This window comes from Pseudomonas fluorescens (assembly GCF_002022275.1).
Taxonomy (GTDB): domain Bacteria; phylum Pseudomonadota; class Gammaproteobacteria; order Pseudomonadales; family Pseudomonadaceae; genus Aquipseudomonas; species Aquipseudomonas fluorescens_AJ.
The window spans coordinates 35,384-58,796 of the sequence record NZ_MSDF01000021.1; the positions used below are offsets into that span (position 1 = coordinate 35,384).

The following is a 23,413-nucleotide window of genomic DNA, read 5'->3' on the forward strand; positions in this document are numbered from 1 at the left end:
CAACCCCGTGGAGTGATGGCATGGCCGACGTAAACAAGGTCGTTCTCGCGTATTCCGGCGGCCTGGACACTTCGGTGATCCTCAAGTGGCTGCAGGATACTTATAACTGTGAAGTGGTGACCTTCACCGCTGACCTGGGTCAGGGCGAAGAGGTCGAACCTGCACGTGCCAAGGCGCAAGCCATGGGCGTGAAAGAGATCTACATTGACGACCTGCGCGAAGAGTTCGTCCGCGATTTCGTTTTCCCGATGTTTCGCGCCAACACCGTCTACGAAGGCGAGTACCTGCTGGGTACTTCCATCGCACGTCCGCTGATCGCCAAGCGCCTGATCGAAATCGCCAACGAAACCGGCGCGGATGCCATTTCCCATGGTGCCACCGGCAAAGGCAACGACCAGGTCCGTTTCGAACTCGGCGCCTACGCCCTCAAGCCAGGCGTGAAAGTGATTGCTCCGTGGCGTGAATGGGACCTGCTGTCCCGTGAAAAGCTGATGGATTACGCTGAAAAGCACGCAATCCCGATCGAGCGTCACGGCAAGAAGAAGTCCCCGTACTCGATGGACGCCAACTTGCTGCACATCTCCTATGAAGGCGGCGTGCTGGAAGACACCTGGACCGAGCACGAAGAAGACATGTGGAAATGGACCGTCTCCCCGGAGAACGCTCCAGACAAGGCCCAGTACCTGGAACTCACCTACCGCAACGGCGACATCGTCGCGCTGGACGGCGTCGAAATGACCCCGGCTACCGTGCTGGCGACCCTGAACCGCATCGGCGGCGAACACGGTATCGGCCGTCTCGACATCGTCGAGAACCGTTACGTGGGCATGAAGTCCCGTGGCTGCTACGAGACGCCAGGCGGCACCATCATGCTGCGCGCCCACCGCGCCATCGAGTCCATCACCCTGGACCGCGAAGTGGCTCACCTCAAAGACGAGCTGATGCCCAAGTACGCCAGCCTGATCTACACCGGCTACTGGTGGAGCCCTGAGCGTCTGATGCTGCAACAAATGATCGACGCTTCCCAGGCCCACGTGAACGGCGTAGTGCGCCTGAAGCTGTACAAGGGCAACGTGATCGTCACCGGTCGCAAGTCCGATGAGTCGCTGTTTGACGCCAACATCGCCACCTTCGAAGAAGACGGCGGCGCCTACAACCAGGCGGACGCGGCAGGCTTCATCAAGTTGAACGCCCTGCGCATGCGCATTGCTGCCAACAAGGGTCGCAAGCTGTTCTGATTGATCCCTTCGTTGTAAAAAATGGCCCCTTATTCAAGGGGCCATTTTTTTTTGCCTGAATAATAGAAACAGCTATTGAATCACCCGTGATGTTTAAAGTTTTCCGGGTCAATGTTTAAGTCTTGTTGAGTGTTGAAGTTTATTGATTGGAGACTTCCGCCCGGTTGTACGAATTTTTAACACCTCCACAGGAACTATATCTTACAGAAGTTTCACTACCTTATTACGAAGCGTCTGTAAGACGCTGAAAGTTCTGTAGGAATTAAGGAAGTTGTAGGCTATGTTGAATGGAACTAAAACAGTCGGATTATTCCCACCAGCCCGCCTGCTCGCCAGCGAGACGCAATGGGCATTTCCTGAAAATCGTGTGCGTCCCGTTTACCCTGAGCGTCTTCGAGGGCGGATATTTCCCTCAAAATATGTAAGCTCGCGGAAAGTTCTGAAAGGCTCAATAAAGTTGCAGGCCTCTGAGTTAATGTTTTTTTGTAGGTTAATTCCGATATCTCTGTGGGTTGGGTCTCTGCTTGCTGTTGCTTGGGGGTGAATGCTATCCCAACTATGAAACGACTAGGCTATTGTGCTTGCTCTAAATAATTCGAACAGCGAAAGTGGACTTTCTCATGAATAAAGTGCTGATCGTGGATGATCATCCCGTCATTCGGCTTGCTGTGCGCATGCTAATGGAGCGTCATGGTTATGAAGTCGTTGCCGAGACTGATAACGGCGTCGATGCATTGCAACTTGCACGGGAACATGTACCGGACATTGTCATACTGGATATCGGGATTCCCAAGCTCGATGGTCTTGAAGTTATCTGCCGCCTGGCGTCCACCAAGCAGCCCGCGCCCGTCAAGGTGCTGGTGCTGACGTCTCAGGCACCAGGGCACTTTTCCATGCGTTGCATGCAGGCGGGGGCGGCGGGCTATGTGTGCAAGCAGCAGGACCTGACCGAGTTGCTGAGCGCCATCAAGGCCGTGCTGTCGGGCTACAGCTACTTTCCCAATCAGGCGCTCAATTCGGTGCGCTCCACCATGGGCAATGCCAGCGAAGCGGACATGGTCGAGCGCCTGTCAGGTCGCGAGATGATGGTGTTACAGCAATTGGCCCGGGGCAAAACCAACAAGGAAATTGCCGACGGCATGTTTCTCAGCAACAAGACCGTGAGTACCTACAAGACTCGCCTGCTACTCAAGCTCAACGCGCGCTCCCTTGTCGATCTGATCGAGCTGGCCCAACGCAACGGTCTCGTCTAGGGGAGGCGCCGTACCGATCCAGCACAGGAATAACCGGCACAAAAAAGCCTCCGTCAGGGAGGCTTCCGGTCATCAACGGGTCGATCAGAGGTCGAAGTCGTAATCGGCCAGTTGTTTTTGCAAGCGCCGCTCTTCCAGAAGGTTGTCGATAGTGCGGCGTTTGCTCAAATTGGTCTTGGCCACCTCTGCAACGGGTGCTTCCCCCTCATCATCTGACTCTGCAACGAGGTCGTCTTCCACATCCAATTGTTCTTTGCCAGTGCTCATAAGGTTCACTCCGGGCTAAGACTGCCGTTGGCGCTCCTTATAACGATAATCCACGAAGGGGTAAAAAAGATTTTTTCAATCGACTGATCGAGAAAACCATTGATCCCTCAATCGTCGGACGTCTTTTCCTTGTATTCGCACAGGTCTTCGATGCGGCAACTCCCGCAGCGTGGCTTGCGGGCCTGGCACACGTAGCGGCCGTGAAGGATCAGCCAGTGATGGGAATCGAGCAGGTAAGGCTTGGGCACGAACTTCATCAGTTGCTTTTCCACCTCCACCACATTCCTGCCGCGCGCAATGCCGGTGCGATTGCTGACGCGGAAAATATGCGTGTCCACTGCCATGGTCAACTGCCGAAAGGCGGTGTTGAGCACCACGTTCGCGGTTTTACGACCCACGCCAGGGAGGGCCTCCAGGGCTTCGCGAGACTCGGGCACTTCGCTGCCATGCAGCTCGACGAGCAAGCGGCAGGTCTCGATCACATTCTTGGCCTTGCTGTTGTAAAGGCCGATGGTTTTTATGTATTCCGACAAGCCCTCGACGCCCAGCGCATAAATGGCCTCTGGCGTGTTAGCGACCGGGTACAGCTTGGCCGTGGCCTTGTTGACACCAACGTCTGTGGATTGAGCTGACAGGATCACCGCAATCAGCAACTCGAACGGCGTGCTGTAAGCCAGTTCGGTTTTCGGTTCCGGATTGTCCTCGTGAAACCTGCGGAAAATTTCCAGGCGTTTTGCGGCATTCATGGGGCTGGCGGTTCCTTGCAGAAGGTCGGCGCGATTGTAGCAACACACCGCAGGTTTTTAGCTGATCAGACGTTGCTGCAGGCATCCACTTGACGCTGCGCCTCGTCGAGATTGCGTTGCGCCTCGGCCAGTTGCTGCGGGTCGGCGTTCACATCCTGGGCTTTCTTTAACGCCGCGCGGCGCATTGCCAGCTGGATTTTGGCGCGCTTCAAATCGGCGGTGTTGCCCGTCGCTATCATCGGCGCGGTGTGGGCCTCAAGGCCCGCCAGTGCTCTCTCAGCCGCTTCGAATTGCCGCTGCAGCACGATCAACTGCGACTGTTGCTCAAAGGTCGGTGGGTGACCAAATGCCTTCAAGGATTTGTGCAGTTGGGCACGACTCATCGCCACCGTGATCCTGGCTTTCTTGACTGCCGCATCCTGAGCGGCATCAGCTTGTACAGGCACAGTCGGCGCCGGGCGCTTGGCCCGAGCCAGGCGTTCAGCGAGCTTTTGAGCCTCTTCGCGCTGCAGCCGCGCATTACGTTGTTCAAAGCGGCGCCGTGCACGGTCGCGTTTGAGGCTGCGTTCATGGCGCTGCTGATCGCTGGCAGCCACGTCACCGACAAGCGGCAACACCAGGGTCGCTGGGCGCATTTCAATGCAGTCCACAGGGCAGGGCGCGACACACAGGTCGCAACCGGTGCATTCGTCCATGATGACGGTGTGCATCAACTTGGCGGCGCCGACAATCGCATCCACCGGGCAAGCCTGAATGCATTTGGTACAGCCGATGCACTCCGCCTCACGGATATAGGCGACCTGGGCGGGGGCTTTCCCGCGGCTGGTATCCAGTTCCAGCACCGGCACGCGCAGCAATTGCGCCAGGCCTGCGATGGTCTCCTGCCCACCGGGCGGGCACTTGTTGATCGCCTCGCCAAGCGCGATGCCCTCGGCGTAAGGCTTGCAGCCCGGGTGCCCGCACTTGCCGCATTGGGTCTGCGGCAGCAGCGCGTCGATACGTTGAGTCAGGTTCATGGGAGGATCATTGGCATGCCGGTTAGACGAACAGGGCCTGGGTGGTGAGCCCGCAAGTTGTAGTGAGCGAGATTCTATCTGTTGTGGCTTGTGGGCTTGTTGTGGCGAGCGGGCTTGCCCCGCGTTGGGCTGCGGAGCAGCCCCATTACTGCCATCACGGTTTCTATAAATAGGACTGAGTCGCTGGTTTAGGGCCGCTGCGCGACCCAACGCGGGGCAAGCCCGCTCACTACAACAACCACAAGCACAGCCTTCTGGCTTACTTGATACGTTGACCCGGCTTGGCGCCGCTGTCAGGGCTCAGCAGGTAAATCTCTTCACCGCCAGGGCCTGCCGCCATCACCATGCCTTCGGAAATACCGAATTTCATTTTCCGTGGCTTGAGGTTGGCGATCATCATGGTCAGGCGACCATCGAGCTTGGACGGGTCCGGGTACGCGCTCTTGATCCCGGAGAACACGTTGCGTTGCTCGTCACCGATGTCCAGCGTCAGGCGCAGCAGCTTGTCGGCGCCTTCCACGGCTTCGGCCTTGATGATCAGCGCCACGCGCAGGTCCACGGCAGCAAAGGCGTCGAAATCGATTTCCGCAGAAATCGGGTCCTTGGCCAGCTCGCCATTGCCCGCAGGTGCCGCCGAACCTGTGTCCGTTTGGCTGGCCACCAGGTCTTCTTTCGACGCGTCTGTCATGGCCTGTACCTTGACCGGGTCGATACGGGTCATCAGCGGCTTGAACTCGTTCAGCTGATGGTTGCTGAGCAAGGTAGCGTGATCATTCCAGGTCAGCGGCGCGACGTTCAGGAACGCCTCGGCATCGGCAGCCAGCAACGGCAGCACGGGTTTGAGGAAGATCACCAGTTGGCGGAACAGGTTGACGCCCGTGGCGCAGATCGCCTGGACTTCAGCCTGCTTGCCTTCCTGCTTGTTCAGCGACCACGGCGCCTTGTCGGCGATCCAGGCATTGGCACGGTCGGCCAAGCCCATGATCTCGCGCATGGCGCGTGCAAAGTCGCGGGCCTCATAGGCGTCGGCGATGCTTGGCGCGGCGGCCAGGAACGCGTCAGTCAGCTCTGGCGCGGCGTTTTCCGCCACCAGCACACCGGCGTTGCCCTTGTGGATAAACCCGGCGCAACGGCTGGCGATGTTGACCACTTTGCCGACCAGGTCTGAGTTGACCTTCTGTACGAAGTCTTCCAGGTTCAAGTCGAGGTCGTCGACGCCACGGCCCAGCTTGGAGGCGTAGTAGTAGCGCAGGTATTCCGGCGACAGGTGGTCCAGGTAGGTGCGCGCCTTGATAAAGGTGCCACGCGACTTGGACATTTTCTGCCCGTTGACCGTCAGGTACCCGTGCACGGCAATGCCGGTTGGCTTGCGGTAGCCCGAACCTTCAAGCATCGCTGGCCAGAACAGCGCGTGGAAATTGACGATGTCCTTGCCGATGAAGTGGTACAGCTCGGCGGTGGAATCCTTGTTCCAGAACGCGTCGAAGTCCAGCTCCGGCGTGCGGTCGCACAGGTTCTTGAAGCTGGCCATGTAGCCGATCGGCGCATCCAGCCACACATAGAAATATTTGCCCGGCTCATCCGGAATTTCGAAACCGAAATACGGCGCATCGCGGGAGATGTCCCACTGTTGCAGGCCGGCGTCCAGCCATTCGGCGATCTTGTTGGCCACGGCATCCTGCAGCGTGCCGCTGCGGGTCCAGGTTTGCAGCATTTGCTGGAAGTCCGGGAGCTTGAAGAAGAAGTGCTGGGAATCCTTGAGCACCGGCGTGGCGCCCGAGATGGCCGACTTCGGATCTTTCAGGTCAGTCGGTGCATAGGTGGCACCGCATTTCTCGCAGTTGTCGCCGTACTGGTCTTCGGTTCCGCATTTCGGGCAGGTGCCTTTGATGAAGCGGTCGGCCAGGAACATTTTCTTTTCCGGGTCGAAATACTGGGTAATCGACCGCGTGTCGATGTGCCCGGCGTCGCGCAGACGCTTGTAGATCTGGCTCGACAGCTCGCGGTTTTCGTCGGAGTGGGTCGAATGGAAGTTGTCGAAATCCACCAGGAACTCGGCAAAGTCGGCGCTGTGTTCAGCCTGCACATTGGCGATCAGTTGTTCCGGGGTGATCCCTTCCTTTTCGGCGCGCAGCATGATGGCCGAACCGTGGGCGTCGTCCGCGCAGACATAAATGCATTGATTGCCGCGATGCTTCTGGAAGCGCACCCACATATCAGTCTGGATGTACTCAAGCATATGGCCAAGATGGATCGAACCATTGGCATAGGGCAGGGCGCTGGTGACGAGGATCTTGCGTGGCTCGGACATGGGGCTCGGCTACTTGATGAAACGGAGGTCGGCCACTATAAAGCGCCGGGAAATTTATTTCACCCCGTGAGGCTGTTTCAGCATCTTCCAGACCGTCGAAAGCATGCCGTTGGGCGACCGGAACGGTTAGGATAGCCGCCTGTTTCAGTCAGTCTTTTTTCGGGAGTAGCCCATGAGCGCCGTCAATCGCGCAGCGGTGGAAGCCGTTCTTCGCCAGTACACCGACCCCTATTTGAACCAGGATCCGGTCAGCGCCGGCTGTGTACGCGCCATCGAGGTCCAGGGCGACCAGGTGTCGGTCCAGTTGGAACTGGGCTATGCCGCAGGCCTGTTCAAGAACGGCTGGGCGCAAATGTTGCAAATGGCCATTGAAGGCCTTGATGGCGTGCGTTCGGCCAAGGTCGACATCCAGTGTGTGATCGCCGCGCACAAGGCCCAGGCGCAGGTTCCGGGCCTGGCCAACGTCAAGAACGTGGTCGCCGTGGCCTCCGGCAAGGGCGGCGTAGGCAAATCCACCACGGCGGCCAACCTCGCGCTGGCGTTGGCCCGCGAAGGTGCGCGCGTGGGCATTCTCGACGCCGATATCTACGGCCCAAGCCAAGGGGTGATGTTCGGCATCGCCGAAGGCACGCGGCCCAAGGTCAAGGATCAGAAATGGTTTGTGCCGATTGAGTCCCATGGCGTGGAAGTCATGTCCATGGCGTTTCTCACCGACGACAACACGCCGATGGTCTGGCGTGGGCCGATGGTGTCCGGCGCGTTGCTGCAATTGGTCACCCAAACCGCGTGGGGCGATCTGGATTACCTGGTGATCGACATGCCGCCGGGCACGGGTGATATCCAGCTGACCCTGGCGCAGAAAGTCCCGGTGGCCGGCTCGGTCATCGTGACCACGCCTCAAGACTTGGCGTTGCTCGATGCCAAGAAGGGCGTGGAGATGTTCCGCAAGGTGAATATCCCGGTGCTCGGCGTGGTGGAAAACATGGCCGTGCACATTTGCTCCAACTGCGGCCACGCCGAGCATTTGTTTGGTGAAGGCGGCGGCGAAAAACTCGCGACCCAGTACGGCGTTGAACTGCTGGCCTCGTTGCCACTGTCGATGCTGATTCGCGAACAGGCCGATGGCGGCAAACCTACCGTGGTGGCCGAGCCTGACAGCCCGGTCGCCATGATCTATCAGGAACTGGCCCGCCACGTGGGCGCCCGGATTGTGTTGCAGGAAGCCGCGGCACCGGCGATGCCGACGATTACGGTCAGCGACGACTGATTCGGCTATAAGGCAAGGATGCCTCGGCTGCGCCGTAATGCTATCGGAGTCTCGAGCGTTCGCACCCTTGTGGCGAGCGGGCTTGCCCGCGTTGGGCTGCGTAGCAGCCCCCCCGACAGCCAAAGCGGTTTGTCTGACACTATGGAGTTTGTCTTGATGGGGCTGCTTCGCAACCCAACGCGGGCAAGCCCGCTCGCCACAGGTACGGCGTCACATACCTGCCTATTCCAAAACTGAAAAGCGCCTCGGCATTGCCGGGGCTTTTTCTTGTCTGGGGATCGGTCAGCAGGGTGCAGTTACGCTTTTACGCAATTGCGCGTGTAAGCATTCACTTACTTTTTCGTAAGTGTTTGGGGTTTTTACCGGGTGTGTGCGGCTGGAAACGTCGCGAGACTTTTCTATCTTGTTGAAAAGTAACAATTATTTATACCGTGCTTGGCACTGGAGCCTGTCAGCAGCGAAGTTGGATCCCGTTGAACTTCCCCGAGAACTCTCTAACATCAGCCCTGTGTCCACGGATTGGCACAGCCATTAAGGATTGATGGTTGAAGGAACGTCGCAGGATGCGATTCATCAGGACGATGAAAAGGAATACAGGGACTAGGGAAAAAATGTGGGCGGGTCATACCGCCCCTTTTTTTTGCCTGTAGAAAAGTAAAATCCGCCCTGCAGAAACGCAAAAAGGCCCGCAAGGGGCCTTTTTATCGGGCGGCGGCGCTTTTAGCGCTCGAGGTCTGCAATCTTGCCTTTTTTGCCATCCCACTCCGCTGCCTCAGGCATCGGATCTTTGCGTTCAGTGATGTTTGGCCAGATTTCCGCCAGCTCGACGTTCAACTGAATAAATTCCTGCATCTCTGCCGGGACTTCGTCCTCGGAGAAAATAGCGACGGCCGGGCATTCTGGCTCACACAGGGCGCAGTCAATGCACTCGTCCGGGTGGATGACCAGGAAATTCGGGCCTTCGTAGAAGCAGTCCACCGGACACACTTCGACGCAGTCGGTGTACTTGCACTTGATGCAGTTGTCGGTAACGACGAAGGTCATTTCTAATTTTCTCCTCAGGCGGCGGCAGCGAAACCCTGTGTGGCAGGGCTCGCGAGGTTCGGGAGCGATAGTCTGCAGGCCAGGCTAAGAGCCCGCAGCATCCCAAACCGCGCGAGAGTCTACCAGCTTGCACGCGTCAGCGTTATATCCGAACCTTCAGTGCATATAACATTTCGAGCGCTTTGCGCGGGGTCATGTCGTCCAGATCAAGCTTGGCCAACTCATCCAGCACCGGATGGGGCAGGCTGGCGAACATATCGCTCTGGTGCGGCGCGGCAGTTTTGCCTTTCGTCTTGGCCGGGCTGGCGACCACGGTCTCGTGGGGCAACGCCGTTGTTTCCAGGCGGCTGAGGTGCTCGCGGGCGCGGGTGATGACATCGGTCGGCACGCCGGCCAGTTGCGCTACGGCCAAGCCGTAACTCTGGCTGGCAGGCCCCGGCAGCACGTGGTGCAGGAACACGATGCGCTCATTGTGCTCGGTGGCATTGAGGTGCACGTTGGCCACCAGCGGTTCGCTTTCCGGCAGCACGGTCAGTTCGAAGTAGTGGGTGGCAAACAGCGTGTAGGCGCGCAACTGCGCCAGACGCTCGGCGGCCGCCCACGCCAAAGACAGACCGTCGAAAGTGCTGGTGCCACGGCCCACTTCATCCATCAGCACCAGGCTGCGCTCGGTGGCGTTGTGCAGAATGTTGGCGGTCTCGCTCATTTCCACCATAAAGGTCGAACGGCCACCGGCCAGGTCATCGCTCGAGCCGATCCGCGTGAAGATGCGGTCCACCAGCGAAAGCTCGCAACTCGCCGCCGGCACAAAGCTGCCGATGTGCGCGAGCAACACGATCAACGCGGTCTGACGCATGTAGGTAGATTTACCGCCCATGTTCGGGCCGGTGATCACCAGCATGCGGGTGTCATCATCCAGCGACAGGTCGTTGGCGACGAACGGCGTGGTCAACACCTGCTCCACCACGGGGTGGCGCCCCTGCACGATGCGCATGCACGGCTCGCTGACAAAACGCGGGCAGTTCAGGTCAAGGTTCAGCGCGCGTTCCGCCAGGTTGCTCAACACATCCAGTTCTGCCAGAGCGCCGGCGGTGTCTTGCAGCGGCGCGAGGCGGCTGATCAGGTCTTCGAGAAGGGCCTCATAGAGCATTTTTTCCCGCGCCAGCGCGCGGCTTTTGGCCGACAGCGCCTTGTCTTCAAACTCTTTGAGCTCTGGCGTGATAAAGCGCTCGGCGCCTTTGAGGGTCTGACGACGCTGATAATCGATCGGCGCCGACTCGGCCTGCTTGCTCGGCAACTCAATAAAGTAGCCGTGCACACGGTTGTAGCCGACCTTCAAGTTGGCCAGGCCCGTGCGGGCTTTCTCGCGGGCTTCCAGGTCAATCAGGAACTGCCCGGCGTTTTCGCTCAGCGATTGCAGCTCGTCCAGCTCAGTGTCGTAACCGGTTTTCAGCACGCCGCCGTCACGGATGATCGCCGGCGGGTTATCGATAATGGCTTTTTCCAGCAGCGCCGCGAGGTCCGGGTAGGTGCCGGTGGTCACGGCCAGCTGTTGCAGGTGCGGCGTGTCCAGATCAGTCATCGCCGCTTGCAACTGCGGCAGCGCGCCGAGGGCATCGCGCAGCCGCGCCAGGTCACGGGGCCGCGCATTGCGTAGGCCGATCCGCGCCAGAATCCGCTCGATGTCGCCGATTTCTTTCAGCTGCGGCTGCAGCTTTTCAAAGCGATAGCCATCCAGCAAGCAGGTAATAGACGTCTGGCGGGCCTGCAGCACACTCAAGTCACGCAGCGGACGGTTCAGCCAACGGGTCAGCAAGCGGCTGCCCATGGCGGTCTGGCAACGGTCGACCACCGATTGCAAGGTGTTATCGCGCCCGCCGGCCAGGTTGGTATCCAGTTCCAGGTTGCGACGGCTCGCGCCATCCAGCACCACCGTGTCATCCAGGCGCTCATGGCGCAGGCTGCGCAAATGCGGCAGGGCGGTGCGCTGGGTTTCCTTGGCATAACCGAGCAGGCAACCGGCGGCGCCGATGGCCAGGGTCAGGGTTTCACAGCCGAAGCCTTTAAGGTCCTGCACCGAAAATTGCTGACACAGACTTTTCAGCGCCGAATCACGCTCAAAATCCCACGGCGCACGACGCTTGGTCCCACGACGCTTTTCCGCCGGCAAGTCCTTCGGCCAATCATCCGGAATCAACAATTCAACCGGATTGATCCGCTCCAGCTCCGCCAGCAAATTCTCCCAGCCCTTGATCTCCAGCACGCTGAAGTTGCCACTGGTGATATCCAGCACCGACAGGCCGAACAAACGCTCATCGCCCAGCACCGCCGCGATCAGGTTGTCGCGACGCTCATCCAGCAGCGCCTCATCACTCACCGTACCCGGCGTGATAATGCGCACCACCTGACGCTCCACCGGCCCTTTGCTCGTCGCCGGGTCGCCGATCTGCTCACAAATCACCACCGACTCGCCCAGCTTCACCAGCTTGACCAGGTAGCCTTCGAGCGAGTGGTAAGGAATCCCACACATTGGAATCGACTGCCCCGCCGACTGCCCGCGCGCTGTCAGGGTGATGTCCAGCAACTTGGCGGCCTTCTTCGCGTCCTCATAGAAGATCTCGTAGAAATCGCCCATGCGATAGAACATCAACTGATCAGGGTGCTGGTTCTTCAGGCGCCAGTACTGCTGCATCATCGGGGTGTGGGAGGACAGATCGGACGTGTTTTTACTCATCGGATAGTAGGCAAATTCGTTGAAAGTGGTGGGGCAACGGGCGCGCTTGGCCCAGCAGTTTTTGCGATGGGCGCAAGGTTAACACGCGAGGTCGCAGGTTCGCAGGTGGCAAGCAGACGGGGGGAAACGTAAAAGGGGCAACACCTTTATTTAAGGCGTTGCCCCCTTTTCCTTTATCTCTTGCGGATGATCGACGGGAATACCCGGCAGCTTCGTGCGCTAGATTTTTACGGCTGGAGCGGGTGGTAACGTCTGCTGTCCCTTGATCAGTTTGGTGACGCTTTTCCCAAGCTTGATTCCTGGTATCTCAATCCATTTGTGCGAGCAATAGCTGATCAACAGTATCGCGGGGATGATGATCAAGGATGCCGCCCGCTCCGAAATACCCAGCGGCGATATAAATATCAACAAGTAACTCCAGACCCATTGGTGCAACAGGTAGACGGAGAATGTCAGGTCAGACAGCGTTCTAACGACGGGCGAATCCACAAAAGCTGACTGGAATCGAAGGCTGATAAAAAATATCAGCATCGAGATGATCGCGTAATTGCTTTGCAGGAAGGATGACTGTCCTTCTGTGATTTTCATTATGTGCAGTATAAATAATAAGACAGAGAACGTAGTGCACACACGCGTGCTGACCAAGCCCGCCTGTGCCAAATAAGCGCAGGAACCAATCAGCAAGAAATAGAAGTAAATGCTGAAGTAGCCGTGGCTCCATATTTCTTTGGTTGGAAACGCGGGCAACACATAGAGCAGCACGCCAACTGCACCAAACAGGTAGGGCAGGGTTGACGGTTTGTTGATGAACCCCAAATATTTCAATGAACCCATGAAGACATAAAATAATATCTCCACGCGCAGCGTCCACTCTACCCCTGCAAGACCATAGTCACTGTTGAAGAAATCCCCAATCAGAAGGAATCTTGGCACGAGAGACGCGAGTGGGGGCACGGGTATGTCTTTGATTCCCCAATTCATCAGCAGCTCTACACAGAGTGCGAACACATACAGTGGATAAATTCGGAATATACGTTTTACATAAAAGTCCAGAGTGTTTTCTGTCTGTAAAACATGCGTGATTATATATCCGGACGTGAGGAAGAATATGATCACGCCTGCGGCGCCACCGTAGACAAGCGGTGTGATCAAGTCCAGAAATGTTCTGATCGTTATATGTACTGTCAGGTCTGTGGATAGCGCCTGAATTTCTTGAGAGTAATATCGGTGACCGATGACCACGCTGACGAAAGCGAAAATTCTCATGTAGTCAAGAAATACAATCCGGTTGTTAATGCTTTTTAGCATTGTGTACAGCTCCCTTTTTCGAGGAATAATATCAATATGCATCCATTGCGCATAGCGTGCTTATTAATCGTTGACGTTTGAGTTGCCGCCAATTGATCGTTTTTCTGAAGACAGCCCTTTGTCTACTTGTGGGGCATCAGATCGGCCCAGTGTAAGTGCGCCCTTGACTGAGCGCTGAAAGTGGGTCGGTGACGGATAATGGTGAGGCGTACCCGTTCCCGCAAAACTGGAGGCTCGACTTCGTGTCGATGGCGTCGAGCGCCTTCTTCGCGTCCTCATAGAAGGTCTCGTAGAAATCGCCCGTGCGATAGAACATCAACTGATCAGGGCGCTGGTTTTCAGGGCGCCAGTACTGCTGCATCACTGAGGTGCAGGAGGGCAGATCGGACGTGCTTTTACTCATCGGACAGTAGGCAAATTCGTTGAAAATGGTGGGGCAAAGGGGGCGCGTGGTCCAGTGTCGATCAGTTAAGGAATGCAAACATCCAAACGCCGCAGGCCGAATGTGGGAGCTGTCGAGCTTTAGCGAGGCTGCGAAGGGATCGCCGCGCTGTACCTGCCAGACCGCAGCGCCTGCATCGCAGCCTCGCTAAAGCTCGACAGCTCCCACATTTTACCTTCGGTGCTTGCCCAGTCGGGGCCGTTCAACTGATTGGCATTGGGCGCTTGGCCCAGCTTTTTTGCGATGGGCGCAAGGTTAACATGTGAAGTCAGCCCTTCGCAGGTCGCAAACGGATAGGTAAAACGTAAAAAGGGCGGCGCATTATCCAAATGCACCGCCCCTTTTTTGCTTTCGCCTTCTACTGAATGTTGCCGGGCGAATCCAGCACCTTCACCACATCATCAATCACTGCCTTGACCATCTCCTGCAAGTAGTGGGACGCCCAGGCGTAACGGTCCGTTTGCTTCGTCATCGCTGCATCTTCTGCGAGCTGTTTGGCGACATGGAGGAGGTCGGAGGCGTGGTGCAAGGCTTCGTGCAGGGAAACACCGCTGTTGATGCGGAATAGAGGTTGGTCGGAGTGAAAGGAGAAAGGGGTGACGCCGAGGGTGGTCAGATCTTGCACAGCGTTCATAAAACACCTCCGAATGCGGAGGAAGTGAACCGAGAGAGATGAGGCCGTTTGGTGCGGTAAACGTAGAGGCACATAAGTGAAAGCTCCTTGATTTGAGGAACTGCCACAAACCTTCTCACAGGTATGGGTGGCAGCTGTGCGCAGGGTGAGAAACCGGCAATCAAGGCAACCGGTAGACCCGAAGGTCTCCCACGCACAGCCGCCATAAAACGATACCGCAGACGAAAAAAAACGCCGCGATAGAGTTCTTTGGCGCTTTGCGCCTTGATTAGCTCGGGTTCTCACGCCCGGTCGCTGAATTGGCAGCGACGCAGCGGAGGTTAGCGCGGTGATGCAGTGGGTGCAACTGGGGGAGTGGGGATATCGCTTTGCGGCTGTCGAAAAGCACACGTTTTAAAGGGGGGACGGACTTCCCAGATCGGAAAATACACCGTCCTCTCTTCTATTTTTTGTCCCTGTTCAACGTGTCATGCCGTTGCACTGCTCGCGTAAATCACTGTTGCTGATGTTGGCGCAGCTGGAGCCGCTTTGTTTGGCGTTGCAGAAGGCCCGTTGATCAGAGTCACTAATGTTGGCGCACGAGCTACCGTTCACTTCGGCGTTGCACTGTGCGCGTAATTCGCTGTTGCTGATATTGGCGCAGCTAGAGCCGTTTTGTTTGGCGTTGCAGTAGGCTCGTCGCTCAGAGTCACTAATATTGGCGCATGAACTGCCATTCATTTCGGCATTGCATTCGGCGCGTAACTCACCGTTGCTGATATTGGCGCAGCTGGAACCACTTTGTCTGGCGTTGCAGAAAGCACGCTGGTCAGAGTTACTGATAGAGGCGCAACTGGCGAAGGTGTAACCGCTGAACATCAACAACACCACAAGCATGAGTTTCATCACATTCTTCCTTGGATTGCCAGGAAACAGCCAGGCACTGCTTTGCCCTGCCTCAACGAATGTGAAGGAGGGGTATCAAATTGACATCACTTTGAGTGAAAGTTCCGCCGCCCTATGGCTTGGTTCTGCGAGCTTGGAATGGGTGAGGCGGGGGCTGATTTATTTGGGGTGATCAAATCAATCAGCCCCTTCTCTGCCGTTTGCGAGTCGCTGACTATGCAGCGACGGCTGCGGTTCGTGTGATGAGGGGCTTCATTTGCTGTGGGAGTGGGTTGCTCACCCCCGCATCATCGGCACCGTGCGCCTGTTTCATGGCTTGGGAGGAAGCGAGCCCTGGGCCTCACCCGGCACCGGCTGGTGAGCCCGGTACATCCATAGGCCACCGTCTTTTGCAACAAGATCGGGGCTGTCAGTGCAATCGTTTTCACTGTAGTAGTGAAATACTAGGCTTTTGCGTGTGCGGCTCGGATCGTTTATCTGAGATCCGCCATGCAGCAAATAGCAGCTCCAGATGAAGACATCGCCTTTTTTTGCGGCGAATATTTTGGGTGCAAGCTCAAGGCGGCTGACCTCTCCTTGCATATAGTCGTGCCACTCATCCATTTCATCAGGAACGAAGTGAGTCGCGCCGCTTGAAAACACGTGTTGTTTGATTTTATGACTGCCCGGGTAGTACCTCAGCGGGCCGGCGTCCAGGTGGCAGTCTTCCAGGGCAACCCAGATGGCTATCAAGTTGTAAGGCGTTTTCGGCGTCATGTAAATGGCATCGACGTGATCGGGCTGGCTACTGCCCTGGTCGAAGCTGAGGGAGTTGCACAGGACCGTCGTCTCACCCAGCAAGTCATTCAGGATAGGCGTGATGCGTGGGTTAATCGCCAGGTTCCGGACCTCTGGAAGCTCCAGGTACAGGTCGTTGAGCTTGAATCTATGGGTGTCGCGATCCGTGCTATCGACATCTTTGAGTCTTTTGCGCAGCCCGGTGACCAGGTCATCTACCACGATGCGTTCATGGGATTGTGACCATGCGTGCTCTTGAGCCGAGCGGGCGTCATCTATCTCCTTTGCGGAGTAAAAGCCGGGGAGTGCGTAAAAGCCCTCGTTATCCCATTGCTCCTTGCTGACGTTTACCGCTTTCTTCTTTGCAAAAAAATTCAAAAAATCCATGCTTCCTGCGTTCCCGACATCTATACAAAAAATGGCGGTGATAATACATTTTTATGCGCAAAATGGTATAAAAAAGGTAGCGTAAAGCCACTACTGTACCAATAAGAGTCGTTATACACCTATCTAAATGCATAAAATATGCAAATAAGCATTTGCCAACCCCAAAAACTCTCGTCACTATCCCCGTTATGCAAAAACGCAACGTTTCAACCGTCTTAAGAGAACTGCTGGACCGCGACCGGATCTCCCCCACGGAGCTTCACCGGCGTACCGGCGTGCCTCAATCCACGCTTTCCCGCATCCTCAACGGCAAGATCGTTGACCCGTCGGACAAGCATATTTCCCGCATCGCCGACTACTTCCGCGTGAGCACCGACCACCTGCGCGGGCGCGCGGCAATGGGTGTTTCGCGTGATGATGGGCGCGACCCGATGCACTCGGAACTCAAGGACATAAGCCTGTGGGACGACGACACGCCCGTTAATGATGACGAGGTGTCGATCCCCTTTCTGCGCGAGGTTGAATTGGCTGCTGGATCAGGAAGATTCGTCATTGAGGAAAGCGAGAAGGCCAGCTTGCGTTTCGGCAAGCGCAGCCTTCGCCACAACGGCGTGCAGTTCGACCAGGCCAAGTGTGTGACGGTGCGCGGCAACAGTATGTTGCCGGTGCTGCGCGACGGCGCCACGGTGGGGGTGAATGCGGGCAAAAGTGGCATTGGTGACATCGTGGATGGCGACTTGTATGCCATCAATCACAATGGTCAGTTGCGGGTGAAACAGCTCTACCGCCTGCCTTCCGGGATTCGCCTGCGCAGTTTCAATCGTGATGAGCATCCGGATGAAGACTACAGCTTTCAGGACATCCAGGATGAGCAGATCAGCATCCTCGGTCATGTGTTCTGGTGGGGCATGTACGCCCGGTAACCTTCCTTCGTAAGACAAAGCCCGCCAATGCGCGGGCTTTTTTTTCGCCTGTAGAAAATCGGCAAACCCTTGGCCCGCAAAGCTATAAATGCATTTGTGCATTGGGTTGGCGAAAATAAATGCATTAGTGCATTGACTGTATATCCATACATGCATATTCTCCATCTCAAGCCAGCCAACAAGGCCTGGTGGAGGCGGCAAGGATGCCGCCAGGGAAGACAAGGAAGGCACGCAACACCGGCAAGGACGCCATCGCAGCGATGGCAGGGATGCCAGGCAATACCCGGCAAGGATGCCGACGCTCTTTAGTCTCACCGCATTAAAAACAGGCAGCGATGAACCGGCCTAATAACGGTTCAGAGGGTTGGCAACTGACCCGGGTGTGCAGCGTAAAGCACCAGAAGCAGTTATCCGGCAGACAGGGATCGTGGTCGGAAAAACATTGAGGAAAGGTCTGTACCGCGCCAGTAGCGCCGAAAGACCGAGGACCGCATTACTGAAAAGCCCGGGCGACCGGGCTTTTTGGAATGCCAACCTATAAATGGAATTACCCGAACCCCGGCCGTTGTGTCGGGAATGCTCAGCCAGGAGGCGTGACATGACAAACGAGCAGCAAGCGTTAGCGGAAATGCCTATCTGGCTGGTGATCGCACTGGCCCTGATCGGCGGTGTATCCGGCGAGATGTGGCGCGCAGACAAGGACGGCGCCCGTGGCTGGTCGCTGATTCGGCGCCTGGCCCTGAGGTCCGGGGCGTGCATGGTCTGCGGGGTGTCAGCGCTGATGCTGTGCTACGCCGCCGGCATGTCGCTGTGGACCGCCGGCGCGATTGGTTGCCTGACGGCCATGGCCGGTGCCGATGTGGCCATCGGCCTTTATGAGCGCTGGGCGGCCAAACGCATCGGTCTCAATGAAGCCCCACCGACCCGGCCGGATCAGCCGTAAGCGTTGCAAGGAAGCGAACAGATGACACCTATCAAAAACCCCTCCGAACTGCCGGTTGCGATCGGGGAGACGTTGAAAAACGCCTTCCCGGGATTGCGCGTCGGTAACCATCAAGACTTTCAAAACGCAGCGGACAAAACCGGCGTGCTGATTACCGTTGAGCGCAACGGCCCCGGCGTGCGCTCCTTTGAAGGCCGTAAAGCCCACGCGCTGTCGGTTTCACTCAAGGTCATGGTTGCCAGCGGCTCCGCACCTTTTGATGCCTGCGACCTGGCCAGCCAACTGATGGACCTGGCCCTGGATAACCGTTGGGGGCTGCCGGCCGACCAGTGCGAACTACCCGCCAGCATCGTGGCGGCGCCCTCCACTCAAATCAATGCCGAATTGGACTACGACACCTGGACAGTGTCCTTCAGCCAAACCCTCTATATCGGCCCGCCATTGCTCGAAGATCCTACAGGCACACCGCTGTTTGCCTGCACTTGGGAAGTCTCGAACATCAACGATCCCGACCAATATCGACCACTGCAGGAGTAGCCCATGTTCGACGCGCTGTTACGCATGCAACTGGGGCCGATCGTCGAGCGCCTGGCGGAAATGGAAGCCCAGCTCGAAGACCTTTACCGCCGTGCCGAAAGTTACTGCCGGATTGGCGTGTGCCAGGAGGTCGACCCCGCCAGCAATACCTGCAAGGTCAGCCACGGTGAGTTGCTGACGCCCGCCATCCGCTTTTTCAACCCCAGTGCCGGTGCGCAGACGGAAACGCGTATCCCCTCTGTGGGCGAACAATGCCTGTTGCTCAACTACGGCGGCGGGGAAGGCGGTGGGCAGTCTGTAGCCTTGTTCGGCCTTAACAGTAGTCAGTTTCCGCCGGTCTCCAGTGTTGCAACCTTGACCCGGCGACGCCATCAGGACGGCACCCAAAGTGACTACGACGACGCCAGCCACACCTTCAACTGGGTCAATGGGCCGACCACCTTCAGCGGCTCCCGCGAACAGGTGAACGCCACGGTTGGCGCTGCCAGCCTGACGATCACGCCCCAGAGCATCGCCCTGCAAATCGGCGGCACCGGCCTGTTGCTGGACGCCGGCGGTGCGCACTTCAGCGGCCCGGTGGTCGACCACCAGGGCCGAGTCATCAGCCCCTGACAAGGACATCCCATGATCGGCGTCGATCGCAACACCGGGGCAGCCGTCGATGACTGGCTGCAATTTGTACAGCGCGCCACCCGAGCGCTGACCACCCCCGTGGGCACTCGCCAGAAGCGTCCGTTGTACGGCTCGCTGATCCCGCAACTGCTTGGCCAGAACCTGGGTGACGACCTGTTGATCCTCGCCCAAAGCCATGCGGCACAAGCGTTCTACAACACCAGCAACGGCATTGGCGACTTTCAACCCCAGGTCATCGTCGCCACCCGCCAAGGCGCCGGCCTGTTACTGCGTTTTGCCGGCACCTGGAAAAACCGCCAACAATCCTTCGAGGTCGTGACATGAGCATGCTGATCCCTGGCCAGAACCAACTGGCGGAACCGGCCATCATCGCGGTCGACGAGTTCGAACCGTTGCTGGCCGAATTCAAGGCGTTTGTGGTTGATTACGTCGCCACCCGAGCGCCGCAAAACGCAGAAAAACTGAAGGTCAGCCTCGACAATGAAAGCGAGCTGCTGACCCTGGCGCTGGAAGCTTTTTGCGTGCGTCTGCAAACCCATGAGCGCAAATACAATGCGCGCATCAAACAGATGCTGGCGTGGTGGGCCACCGGCAGCAACCTGGACGCACGCCTGGCCGACATGGGCCTCGAACGCCAGGTGCTCGACCCCGGCGACCCGGCTGCTTTCCCACCGGTACCGCCGACATTGGAAAGCGACGACGATGCTCGCCTGCGCTACTACCTGGCACCCCACGCCCCGGCAGCGGGCTCGCGAATGCAGTACCGCCGGGAGGTGTTCACCCTCGGCGAACGGCCTTCAGTGAAGGTGCAAAGCGCCACGCCGGGCGTGGTGACCGTCAACTACACCTTCGACCCGGACGGGTATGCGGCGCAGATAAAGGATGGCAATGGGCGTCGAACTGCACCCGGCGAAGTTTTGGTTACTGTGCTTTCAAGGGAAGGCGACGGCACCCCGTCTGCCGATTTGCTTGACGGTGTGCGTCGCCATTTCGCACGGCCGGATGTACGACCGGAGACTGATCTTGTCACCGTACAGGGGGCGCAGATTCAGCCCTACAAGATTCGCGTAATCGCCAAGATCAACGCCGGCCCGGATTCGGGGCTCACCCAAGTTGCCGCCCGGAAACTGCTGCAAGACTATGCAGAATCCTGTCATCGCCTGGAGGGCCGCGTAGACCCTAGCTGGATCGACTACGCCATCCACAGCGCGGGTGCTGCGCAATTGCAAATTCTGGAACCGCTGACGCCGATCATCAGCTCCGCGTTCCAGGCCCCGTATTGCACGGGTGTCGAGGTGGAGGTGCACACGCTATGAGTGAGCCCAAAGCGAGTTTGTTGCCGGCCAACAGTTCACCACTGGAAAAAGCGTTGGACCTGGGATTTGGCCAGCTGCTTGACCGGGTTATCCCGCCGTTTCCAGCGTTGATGAATCCACTGCAAACGCCGGTCGAATTTCTGCCTTACCTGGCCGCCGACCGTGGCGTTACTGAGTGGAGTGCCAGTGCTCCGGAATCTGAGAAGAGGGTCACTGTGAAACTTGCGTGGCCGACCGCCAGGCAGTCAGGCACACGTAAGGCTTTGGAAAATGCAGCAACCGGCCTGCAATTGGTGCCCGAAATTCGCGCCTGGCATGAGCAAACACCCGTCGGCAAACCTTATAGCTTTTCCGTAAGGGCATTCACGAGTTCGGCCTACAGCGAAGAGGTGGATGCTCGCCTCGACCAACGCCTGGCGGCCGCAAAAAGCGAGCGTGACATCGTGACGGTTTCAGTAGGCCTGAGTGCATCTGGCACCCACTTTCTGGCTGCTGCAACGTTGTGCGGCGAACTTACCACCATCCATCCGATTGTGATCGACGGGCTGAAAGCCACAGGCAATGCGTTTTGCGCTGCTGGGCTTTACAGCGTTGAAACCTTCACCAGTTATCCACAGGGGTCCTAAATGGCCGACTTCTATACGCTTCTTACAAATGCCGGTATTGCTTACGAGACCGCCTGCAAGGCGGCAGGTTTGCCGATCAAGCTCTCCCAGATTTCAGTCGGTGATGGCAACGGCGCTGTCTACAACCCGGATGCGACTGCCAAAGCGCTTAAACGCGAAGTATGGCGCGGCCCGTTGAACGCCCTTTTCCAGGATGAGAAAAATCCGAGTTGGCTGTTGGCGGAAGTCACCATTCCAGCTGATGTCGGTGGGTGGTATGTACGCGAGGCGGGTATTTGGACCGATACCGGCGTGCTGTACGCCATCGTCAAGTATCCGGAGTCATTCAAGCCGGTGCTGGCAACTTCCGGGTCGGGCAAAGAGTTTTACATCCGCTCTATTTTTGAAACGAGCAATGCGTCCCTGGTGACGCTGTTGATCGATGACACCGTGGTCAAGGCGACCCGGGCCTGGGTTGTTGGATACCTCGCGGATGAGCTGGCCAAGCTTGATAACAAGCAATCGGTACGCGTTGTTTCGACAGCGAACATTGCGTTGAGCGCTGCGCAGCAGGTCGATGGCGTTGCCGTGATTGCCGGCCAGCGCGTACTGGTTGCGGGGCAATCGGTGGCGAAGGACAACGGCATCTATGTCGTTGCCAATGGTGTCTGGTCGCGCTCGCCGGATGCCGAGTCCAGCGAGTTCGTGACCCCTGGGCTTAGCGTCATGGTTGAAGAGGGCAGCGCTTACGGTGGGTCCTTGTGGCAGTTGATCACCAAGGGGCCCATAGCATTGGGCACAACGCCCTTGGCGTTCGAGATGCTTGCAGGAAGAAGCGGCGTTCAGGCGGGGGCCTACAGCGTTCTGACCGTCGACAAATACGGACGTGCCGTACGCGGTGCAAACCCGCAAACGCTTGCCGAGATGGGCATCAAGGATGCCTATACCAAAGGCGAAGTGGTCTCGATGTTCGGGAAACTGACGGATGAGTCGAAGTTGCCGCTCAGTGGCGGGACCATGGCTGGCACGATCAGCGCGGACTTTCCGGGTATGGCCGGCTATTTCGTGGATTGGCAAAAGCGCATACCTGCCGTTCAAATCAACTGCCCGAACAACGCGTATGCCTACTCCATCTGGAAAGGGACCATGTGGGGGGAGCGACATCTGGCGTCCATGGACGTTTACGCGGGCGGAACAAACACTTCGCTGCCGGTTGTGGCGCTTCACGTTGGTGGGATACCGGGTGCGTTCGTTTTTGATGGGCAGGGAAACCAGACCATCAAGGGGGCATACATTGGCGAGGGTGGCCAATTACAGAACCTCAACGCGAATGCCCTGACCCAAGGCACTGTGCCGCCTGCTCGTCTGCAAGGTTCTTACAGCATTGATGTCGCCGGAAATTCCGGTACGGCTTCCAGGTTGGCAACACCAAGGCTAATCAACGGTGTGCCGTTTGATGGCACGGCCAACATCGCGATCTCCGACAGCGCCAAGTTACCCCTCGCAGGTGGCTGGATGTCCGGTACTGCCACCTTTGAAGTACCCGACATGGGCGGTGGCTTTGTTGCATGGCGCGGTCGTTCTCCGGCCATACAAGTGAATGCGCCTGCCAACTACATGGCGTATCTGGTTTGGCGGGCAACGTGTTGGAATGAGCGACACCTCGCAGCGGTTGAAGCCTATTCCGGTGGAACCAGCACGTCGCCTCCTCAAGTCGTCACCCATGTGGGCAGCACCAACAATGCCATGACCATCACCGAAGGTGGGCATCTGTCGATTTCGGGCGTTTACAGCGGCAATGGCGCAGGCCTGACTAACCTGCCGCAAGCCACCGCCGATGTGCCAGGCGCGGTGCTGAAAAATACTGCCTCTCTGGGCCCCAATGGTTGGTGGAAGTGCGCCCAGACCGGAATGATCAAGCAGTGGGGGATCACACTGGGTGCTTCGGATAACGTCACTCATCGTAGTTTTCCTATCGCGTTTCCCAATCGTTGCACATCGCTTGTTGCAAGCCGCACGAGCCTGTTTTATTCCGACCCCGCCACAGGCACCAATACATTGATTGTCAGCAATACACAGTTTTCGGTTATTTCCGGCCCGTTCAATTCACCTGATGACATTTACTGGGAGGCCACAGGCTACTGACT

22 protein-coding genes and 1 pseudogene are annotated in these 23,413 nt (G+C 57.6%); 11 read left to right on the forward strand and 12 right to left on the reverse strand.

Annotated features, from left to right (window positions below; translation table 11 throughout):
• Positions 1-20: 20 nt before the first annotated feature.
• Entirely contained in the window at positions 21-1,238 is a 1,218-nt protein-coding gene (locus BFW87_RS17330; RefSeq protein ID WP_048720141.1) for an argininosuccinate synthase, read from the forward strand.
• Between the two features lie 620 nt (positions 1,239-1,858).
• The gene (locus BFW87_RS17335; protein ID WP_053254650.1) at positions 1,859-2,491 is read left to right on the forward strand and encodes a response regulator transcription factor; all 633 of its coding nucleotides are present in this window, start codon (positions 1,859-1,861) and stop codon (positions 2,489-2,491) included.
• An 84-nt stretch (positions 2,492-2,575) separates the two neighbouring features.
• Here the strand turns inward: BFW87_RS17335 and BFW87_RS17340 are convergent, their stop codons facing one another.
• From BFW87_RS17340 to metG, 4 genes and pseudogenes are all read right to left on the reverse strand, one after another.
• Entirely contained in the window at positions 2,576-2,758 is a 183-nt protein-coding gene (locus BFW87_RS17340; protein WP_078740975.1) for a PA3496 family putative envelope integrity protein, read from the reverse strand.
• A 107-nt stretch (positions 2,759-2,865) separates the two neighbouring features.
• On the reverse strand, positions 2,866-3,504 hold the full coding sequence (nth, locus tag BFW87_RS17345; RefSeq protein WP_078740976.1) for an endonuclease III: 639 nt from the start codon (positions 3,502-3,504) through the stop codon (positions 2,866-2,868).
• 629 nt (positions 3,505-4,133) lie between these two features.
• A pseudogene (rsxB, locus tag BFW87_RS32630) lies at positions 4,134-4,520 on the reverse strand (electron transport complex subunit RsxB); the annotation flags it as partial.
• Positions 4,521-4,779: 259 nt separating this feature from the next.
• Positions 4,780-6,831, reverse strand: coding sequence for a methionine--tRNA ligase (metG, locus tag BFW87_RS17355; protein ID WP_078740978.1), 2,052 nt, complete (start codon positions 6,829-6,831; stop codon positions 4,780-4,782).
• A 172-nt stretch (positions 6,832-7,003) separates the two neighbouring features.
• Between metG and apbC the strand changes: the two genes are divergently transcribed.
• A complete protein-coding gene (gene apbC / locus BFW87_RS17360) occupies positions 7,004-8,098 on the forward strand; it encodes an iron-sulfur cluster carrier protein ApbC (RefSeq protein ID WP_078740979.1) in 1,095 nt (364 codons plus the stop codon).
• A gap of 720 nt (positions 8,099-8,818) precedes the next feature.
• Here the strand turns inward: apbC and fdxA are convergent.
• The 8 genes from fdxA to BFW87_RS17400 all read right to left on the reverse strand — a co-directional run bounded on the left by fdxA (position 8,819) and on the right by BFW87_RS17400 (position 16,309).
• Positions 8,819-9,142 (reverse strand): ferredoxin FdxA, encoded by a 324-nt coding sequence (fdxA, locus tag BFW87_RS17365; RefSeq protein WP_078740980.1) that lies wholly within the window; start codon positions 9,140-9,142, stop codon positions 8,819-8,821.
• 142 nt (positions 9,143-9,284) lie between these two features.
• The gene (gene mutS / locus BFW87_RS17370) at positions 9,285-11,876 is read right to left on the reverse strand and encodes a DNA mismatch repair protein MutS (RefSeq protein WP_078740981.1); all 2,592 of its coding nucleotides are present in this window, start codon (positions 11,874-11,876) and stop codon (positions 9,285-9,287) included.
• Positions 11,877-12,095: 219 nt separating this feature from the next.
• Complete coding sequence (locus BFW87_RS17375) at positions 12,096-13,226, reverse strand: acyltransferase family protein (RefSeq protein WP_078740982.1); 1,131 nt, start codon at positions 13,224-13,226, stop codon at positions 12,096-12,098.
• Between the two features lie 94 nt (positions 13,227-13,320).
• A complete protein-coding gene (locus tag BFW87_RS32450) occupies positions 13,321-13,545 on the reverse strand; it encodes a hypothetical protein (protein WP_439848390.1) in 225 nt (74 codons plus the stop codon).
• A gap of 161 nt (positions 13,546-13,706) precedes the next feature.
• Complete coding sequence (locus BFW87_RS17385) at positions 13,707-13,955, reverse strand: hypothetical protein (RefSeq protein ID WP_078740984.1); 249 nt, start codon at positions 13,953-13,955, stop codon at positions 13,707-13,709.
• A gap of 29 nt (positions 13,956-13,984) precedes the next feature.
• The gene (locus BFW87_RS17390; protein WP_078740985.1) at positions 13,985-14,260 is read right to left on the reverse strand and encodes a DUF3077 domain-containing protein; all 276 of its coding nucleotides are present in this window, start codon (positions 14,258-14,260) and stop codon (positions 13,985-13,987) included.
• A 459-nt stretch (positions 14,261-14,719) separates the two neighbouring features.
• Positions 14,720-15,145 carry a hypothetical protein gene (locus tag BFW87_RS17395; RefSeq protein WP_078740986.1) on the reverse strand — a complete coding sequence of 142 codons (426 nt, stop codon included), beginning with the start codon at positions 15,143-15,145 and terminating at the stop codon, positions 14,720-14,722.
• Positions 15,146-15,454: 309 nt separating this feature from the next.
• Positions 15,455-16,309: a phytanoyl-CoA dioxygenase family protein gene (locus tag BFW87_RS17400; RefSeq protein WP_078740987.1), complete on the reverse strand. Its 855-nt coding sequence runs from the start codon at positions 16,307-16,309 to the stop codon at positions 15,455-15,457.
• 188 nt (positions 16,310-16,497) lie between these two features.
• Between BFW87_RS17400 and BFW87_RS17405 the strand changes: the two genes are divergently transcribed.
• From BFW87_RS17405 to BFW87_RS32300, 8 genes are all read left to right on the forward strand, one after another.
• A complete protein-coding gene (locus BFW87_RS17405) occupies positions 16,498-17,232 on the forward strand; it encodes a LexA family transcriptional regulator (protein ID WP_078740988.1) in 735 nt (244 codons plus the stop codon).
• Positions 17,233-17,830: 598 nt separating this feature from the next.
• On the forward strand, positions 17,831-18,175 hold the full coding sequence (locus tag BFW87_RS17410) for a phage holin family protein (protein ID WP_078740989.1): 345 nt from the start codon (positions 17,831-17,833) through the stop codon (positions 18,173-18,175).
• 21 nt (positions 18,176-18,196) lie between these two features.
• On the forward strand, positions 18,197-18,712 hold the full coding sequence (locus tag BFW87_RS17415) for a hypothetical protein (protein WP_078740990.1): 516 nt from the start codon (positions 18,197-18,199) through the stop codon (positions 18,710-18,712).
• Positions 18,713-18,715: 3 nt separating this feature from the next.
• On the forward strand, positions 18,716-19,324 hold the full coding sequence (locus BFW87_RS17420) for a phage baseplate assembly protein V (protein WP_078740991.1): 609 nt from the start codon (positions 18,716-18,718) through the stop codon (positions 19,322-19,324).
• A gap of 12 nt (positions 19,325-19,336) precedes the next feature.
• Positions 19,337-19,669 (forward strand): phage baseplate protein, encoded by a 333-nt coding sequence (locus BFW87_RS17425; protein WP_078740992.1) that lies wholly within the window; start codon positions 19,337-19,339, stop codon positions 19,667-19,669.
• On the forward strand, positions 19,666-20,661 hold the full coding sequence (locus tag BFW87_RS17430; RefSeq protein ID WP_078740993.1) for a baseplate J/gp47 family protein: 996 nt from the start codon (positions 19,666-19,668) through the stop codon (positions 20,659-20,661). The genes BFW87_RS17425 and BFW87_RS17430 overlap by 4 nt, the downstream gene beginning before the upstream one ends.
• Entirely contained in the window at positions 20,658-21,287 is a 630-nt protein-coding gene (locus tag BFW87_RS17435; protein ID WP_078740994.1) for a phage tail protein I, read from the forward strand. The genes BFW87_RS17430 and BFW87_RS17435 overlap by 4 nt, the downstream gene beginning before the upstream one ends.
• A complete protein-coding gene (locus tag BFW87_RS32300; RefSeq protein WP_254865903.1) occupies positions 21,288-23,411 on the forward strand; it encodes a phage tail protein in 2,124 nt (707 codons plus the stop codon). It abuts the gene before it with no gap.
• The last annotated feature ends 2 nt before the right edge of the window (positions 23,412-23,413 follow it).

Bases quoted from the DNA above. Each gene is read 5' to 3' on its own strand.
- BFW87_RS17330 (WP_048720141.1), top strand. From the start codon at position 21: ATGGCCGACGTAAACAAGGTCGTTCTCGCGTATTCCGGCGGCCTGGAC.
- BFW87_RS17335 (WP_053254650.1), top strand. From the start codon at position 1,859: ATGAATAAAGTGCTGATCGTGGATGATCATCCCGTCATTCGGCTTGCT.
- BFW87_RS17340 (WP_078740975.1), bottom strand. From the start codon at position 2,758: ATGAGCACTGGCAAAGAACAATTGGATGTGGAAGACGACCTCGTTGCA.
- nth (WP_078740976.1), bottom strand. From the start codon at position 3,504: ATGAATGCCGCAAAACGCCTGGAAATTTTCCGCAGGTTTCACGAGGAC.
- metG (WP_078740978.1), bottom strand. From the start codon at position 6,831: ATGTCCGAGCCACGCAAGATCCTCGTCACCAGCGCCCTGCCCTATGCC.
- apbC (WP_078740979.1), top strand. From the start codon at position 7,004: ATGAGCGCCGTCAATCGCGCAGCGGTGGAAGCCGTTCTTCGCCAGTAC.
- fdxA (WP_078740980.1), bottom strand. From the start codon at position 9,142: ATGACCTTCGTCGTTACCGACAACTGCATCAAGTGCAAGTACACCGAC.
- mutS (WP_078740981.1), bottom strand. From the start codon at position 11,876: ATGAGTAAAAACACGTCCGATCTGTCCTCCCACACCCCGATGATGCAG.
- BFW87_RS17375 (WP_078740982.1), bottom strand. From the start codon at position 13,226: ATGCATATTGATATTATTCCTCGAAAAAGGGAGCTGTACACAATGCTA.
- BFW87_RS32450 (WP_439848390.1), bottom strand. From the start codon at position 13,545: ATGCAGCAGTACTGGCGCCCTGAAAACCAGCGCCCTGATCAGTTGATG.
- BFW87_RS17390 (WP_078740985.1), bottom strand. From the start codon at position 14,260: ATGAACGCTGTGCAAGATCTGACCACCCTCGGCGTCACCCCTTTCTCC.
- BFW87_RS17395 (WP_078740986.1), bottom strand. From the start codon at position 15,145: ATGAAACTCATGCTTGTGGTGTTGTTGATGTTCAGCGGTTACACCTTC.
- BFW87_RS17400 (WP_078740987.1), bottom strand. From the start codon at position 16,309: ATGGATTTTTTGAATTTTTTTGCAAAGAAGAAAGCGGTAAACGTCAGC.
- BFW87_RS17405 (WP_078740988.1), top strand. From the start codon at position 16,498: ATGCAAAAACGCAACGTTTCAACCGTCTTAAGAGAACTGCTGGACCGC.
- BFW87_RS17410 (WP_078740989.1), top strand. From the start codon at position 17,831: ATGACAAACGAGCAGCAAGCGTTAGCGGAAATGCCTATCTGGCTGGTG.
- BFW87_RS17415 (WP_078740990.1), top strand. From the start codon at position 18,197: ATGACACCTATCAAAAACCCCTCCGAACTGCCGGTTGCGATCGGGGAG.
- BFW87_RS17420 (WP_078740991.1), top strand. From the start codon at position 18,716: ATGTTCGACGCGCTGTTACGCATGCAACTGGGGCCGATCGTCGAGCGC.
- BFW87_RS17425 (WP_078740992.1), top strand. From the start codon at position 19,337: ATGATCGGCGTCGATCGCAACACCGGGGCAGCCGTCGATGACTGGCTG.
- BFW87_RS17430 (WP_078740993.1), top strand. From the start codon at position 19,666: ATGAGCATGCTGATCCCTGGCCAGAACCAACTGGCGGAACCGGCCATC.
- BFW87_RS17435 (WP_078740994.1), top strand. From the start codon at position 20,658: ATGAGTGAGCCCAAAGCGAGTTTGTTGCCGGCCAACAGTTCACCACTG.
- BFW87_RS32300 (WP_254865903.1), top strand. From the start codon at position 21,288: ATGGCCGACTTCTATACGCTTCTTACAAATGCCGGTATTGCTTACGAG.